Source organism: Paracoccus sp. SY (assembly GCF_002901215.1).
Classification (GTDB): Bacteria; Pseudomonadota; Alphaproteobacteria; order Rhodobacterales; family Rhodobacteraceae; genus Paracoccus; species Paracoccus acridae.
On sequence record NZ_NWMQ01000111.1, the window covers coordinates 1 to 3,445 of the forward strand.

Sequence of the window (3,445 nt, forward strand, 5' to 3'; positions counted from 1 at the left end):
CGTTCTAATCCGTATGCACAGTATTTACAAAATAGTCTATACACGAGCATGATTGTCAGCAAGTCAGAATGAGGTTCCGGCTATGCCACCCGATACCCTGACAGGCCGCATCAGCTTCCTGGTGTTGCAGCCGGTCGATGCCCTGCGCTACGCGCACGGCACGCCCGCCGCTGAGCTCGGCGGGCTGAAGGCTGCGGCTGTCCTGCTGCTGCTGGTCAACGTCGCCTTCGCCATGTCGCTTTATTATCATGGCGAGGCGCTGACGGCGTTGCCCCTGATCGGCACGGGCCTGCACCTCGTGCTGGTCTATATCCAGCGCGTGTTCGACCTCTTTGCCTGGGGCATGTTCCTCTATCTGGTGATCCTGCGCCGCCGCGCCTGACCTTCTGTCGCGGAAACATCGCACAGGCTACCGCGTTGATCCTTCACAGGTATGGAGGCAGCGATGACCAAGGAACAGACAAGCCGGGGCCGCGCCCAGGATCGCCGTCAGGTCGCAGCCGGACAGGATCACGAAGTCCGCTACGAGGCCGAGAAGATGGACGTATCCAAGGACGAGGTGCGCGAGGCGGTGGAGTCCGAAGGCAACAGCCGCAAAAAGGTCGAGCGCAAGCTGTCCGAGGATTGAGACCATGGAGGATCAAGCAACAGGGCTGCGCACGATCCGGCCTGTGGCCTACCAGGAGACCGACAACCGGTTTCGCATCGTCAGCGATGCCAACGGCATGGGTAAGGCCCTGATCGAGCATTGTGACTTCTTCGACACGAACTATCTGCGCGCCGCAAGATCCTGCATCGCCTTTGCCGAAGGTAATGCGACGCCCGAAAAGGTCAGGGCCGACTTCATCCAGGCGCTGATGTCAGCCGGGGTGTTCGTCCGCGAAGGATAGCAGCTCATGCCCCTGCGTCAGAGGTCGTGTCGCTGCTGGACGGAGCATTGCATAGACGAAGGGCCAGACGCGCTTCGAGCAGAACCCCGTCAAGATCGCCTTTCTCGGCCAGCTTCTCGATCTGGCGGAGATAGCCAACCACCTTGCGAACAACATCATCTGCCATCTTCCATTCCTTCCGTTTCCGCTGTCTGGTCGGCCGCCATAAACCTCACACAACACGAGCAGGCAATGACCGGAAATCTGCCAACCATCGTTGCGGCAATCGTCACGGCTGCCCGGGATGCCGCCGCTGACATTGAATACGCATCGACTGAAGAAAACCTCACGCCCGAGCGGGCCAGTGCCCTCAAAGCCCTATCCGACAATTTCTATGCCACCGCCTTTCAGGCAGAAGAAAACGACCCGGAGGCGGTCAGGTTCTTGTGCGACATGCTTGGACTGAAAGACTTGCTGGCAGACTATGATGCGCAATGCGGCTAGGAGCAGGACAGCAGCTTCGATCCGAAGGTCTGATCCTGACCCGGTTTAATGGGCGCATTGCCCCGGTTTGTCGGATCTAGGGCTGTCGCCCTGGACCTCTCGTCCCCAGGCAAAGCGCCGGTCACACCAGTCTAAGGTGAGAATGTGACCCTGCCGCTCTTGCATCAGAGGACGAAGCCGCAGGCTTGAACATTTTTCTGTTGAACACCTGCACAGCCATTCGTGCGGCATCCTGGTCGGTCGAGCCAGGCGTCCAGCGGCTGAGATCGCCAAGCAGCATCTTCGTAATGACGCCATACATGTAGGTGTGGCTCATGGCCCGCAGCATCACCAGGTCTTCGTCCGGATCGAGATAGCCTTCCTTTCGGGCACGCTGCAGGATCTTCATGACAAGATCATGGACCGATTGCTCATATCGCAGAAGACGAGGATGGTTCTCAAAAACATGAGCAGGCATTTCCCCGACAAGCCGGAACTCCTGCGGGTAGAGACGCGCCCAGTCCACATAGGCAATAGAAATCGCCTCAAGCTGATCGACAGGTGATGAACACCGCGCGATCTCCCGGGTAATGGTGTGCAGCAATTGTTGCAGGGCCACATCGGCCATCGCCACAAGCAGATGGTCGCGATCGAAGATGACTTGCTTGAGCAACTCCTTTTCGACCCCAAGTTCCTCAGCCACTGTCTCCAGGTGCGGCAGTTCACCCGTTGCTGCAGCGAGACGGCTTGCCGTGCTGATGACGGTCGAAAGCAGATGTTGGCCGGGCTTAAAGGTGGCGTTCATAACAGTTCAACTAGTGATTGACGGGGTGGTTTCGTAATCTGCCTTACGGCAGTGCAGAAATAAGCGAAAGAGAAGGAAAATCTTTCCGCTCCCTTTGGCTCATATGCCGCATCCCTGCATGGCCGGGACCGCGCTCCAGGCTGCGCCGGATAACGGCCACAAGTGCTCCAATGACCGCTTTGGCAGAAAGACGATGGTGCTGGCGGAAAGGCTTTGCCGGTGAATGGCCTTGCGCGCCAATCACCGCTCGCCCCGCTACACTGCCAGGATCAGCGAATTGCCGACCGTGCGGATGTAGAGCGAGAAGAACGGCACAGGTGACTTATGCAGCCGGGCTACCTTCTCTCTTTTTCGCTTTCACATAGGCAGCAAGAACATCCTGCATACGTTTGATATGACCTTTCCCCTGTCCCTCCTCCTGAAAGAAGCGAAACACCTCTGGTTCAAGGCGCAAGTGAACGGACTTCTTGTTCCCGCGTTCAACACGTTCAGCAAGCTTCCAGAAGTCGTCGGGAAGATCGACTTCCGGTGGATTAGGGTCAATGTGCAACTTGCCCGCGTTCTTCAGCGCGCGTACATCATCGAGAGAGAGCTTCTTCATATCTTTGTCTGTCACGACGGCCTCCCTTCCGGGTTGAAATGAGACGGATCGCGTCACCTCGTTTGACATAGACGGTTACAAAAACCTCGCCATCCACAAGGCCGACTGCAAGGATACGATCTTCCCCGTTGCGTGGAGATGGAACCTCGAAAGTCGGTCCTTCGAAGATCAACGCTCCAAAGAGCAGATCAACTCCGTGCTTCTTGATGTTGGCTTGGCGCTTCGTTTCATCGTATTCGATTTCCATAAGGTACCATTTTAATCGCCGTCCCCCATGGTCTGCTTGATGAAAGCTTTCGGCCTCTACGAGCCATTGATTGATAGGTACACTATCCGTGTACACATTTCAAGGGAAGAGCGGCATCTGTTTTAGCCGCATCCCGGCTTGTGCCGGGACCGCGCTCCAGGCTCCGGCCGGCTGCACCGGCCTGCGCCCCGAGCCTGGACCCCTGCCCCTCCTTTGCGGCTTTTCCCGCGCTGCCTGTCTCGTCCCGAGCCAGCCTTTGCGGGGCCGCAATAGTCGGTTCAGCGGCCCAGTCTCGGCCCTTCGGGTGTCGATCGCTTGCGGGGTAGCCCGGTTGTCCAGCCTCGCGCCAGAACGACCTTGGGAGTGGAGGCGGGAGGCCGAAGCAGGCCCGCGCGAGACCACAGGGATCGAGCAAGGGCCTGTGGTCAACCGGGCGGGCG

Annotated in this window: 9 protein-coding genes; 5 read left to right on the plus strand and 4 right to left on the minus strand. The window is 58.2% G+C overall.

What is annotated here, in order from left to right:
* Positions 1-82 precede the first annotated feature (82 nt).
* The 3 genes from CK944_RS21810 (at position 83) to CK944_RS21820 (ending at position 890) form a co-directional block, all read left to right on the plus strand.
* Complete coding sequence (locus CK944_RS21810) at positions 83-382, plus strand: hypothetical protein (RefSeq protein ID WP_103175135.1); 300 nt, start codon at positions 83-85, stop codon at positions 380-382.
* A 63-nt stretch (positions 383-445) separates the two neighbouring features.
* Complete coding sequence (locus tag CK944_RS21815; protein WP_103175141.1) at positions 446-628, plus strand: DUF3606 domain-containing protein; 183 nt, start codon at positions 446-448, stop codon at positions 626-628.
* A gap of 4 nt (positions 629-632) precedes the next feature.
* Complete coding sequence (locus tag CK944_RS21820; RefSeq protein WP_103175136.1) at positions 633-890, plus strand: DUF982 domain-containing protein; 258 nt, start codon at positions 633-635, stop codon at positions 888-890.
* Between the two features lie 4 nt (positions 891-894).
* Here the strand turns inward: CK944_RS21820 and CK944_RS23475 are convergent, their stop codons facing one another.
* A complete protein-coding gene (locus CK944_RS23475) occupies positions 895-1,056 on the minus strand; it encodes a hypothetical protein (RefSeq protein WP_158248130.1) in 162 nt (53 codons plus the stop codon).
* Between the two features lie 65 nt (positions 1,057-1,121).
* Here CK944_RS23475 and CK944_RS21825 point away from each other — a divergent pair, with 65 nt between their 5' ends.
* Complete coding sequence (locus tag CK944_RS21825; protein ID WP_103175137.1) at positions 1,122-1,373, plus strand: hypothetical protein; 252 nt, start codon at positions 1,122-1,124, stop codon at positions 1,371-1,373.
* A 121-nt stretch (positions 1,374-1,494) separates the two neighbouring features.
* Here the strand turns inward: CK944_RS21825 and CK944_RS21830 are convergent, their stop codons facing one another.
* On the minus strand, positions 1,495-2,157 hold the full coding sequence (locus CK944_RS21830; protein WP_103175138.1) for a WHG domain-containing protein: 663 nt from the start codon (positions 2,155-2,157) through the stop codon (positions 1,495-1,497).
* A gap of 223 nt (positions 2,158-2,380) precedes the next feature.
* On the opposite strand from CK944_RS21830, the gene CK944_RS24155 reads away from it, so the two are divergent.
* A complete protein-coding gene (locus CK944_RS24155; RefSeq protein WP_239986218.1) occupies positions 2,381-2,455 on the plus strand; it encodes a DUF4113 domain-containing protein in 75 nt (24 codons plus the stop codon).
* 24 nt (positions 2,456-2,479) lie between these two features.
* On the opposite strand, the gene CK944_RS21840 is transcribed toward CK944_RS24155, so the two are convergent.
* Positions 2,480-2,773 (minus strand): hypothetical protein, encoded by a 294-nt coding sequence (locus CK944_RS21840; RefSeq protein ID WP_239986217.1) that lies wholly within the window; start codon positions 2,771-2,773, stop codon positions 2,480-2,482.
* Positions 2,736-3,005, minus strand: a complete 270-nt coding sequence (locus CK944_RS21845) for a BrnT family toxin (RefSeq protein ID WP_103175140.1) — start codon at positions 3,003-3,005, stop codon at positions 2,736-2,738. The genes CK944_RS21840 and CK944_RS21845 overlap by 38 nt, the downstream gene beginning before the upstream one ends.
* Positions 3,006-3,445: the final 440 nt, after the last annotated feature.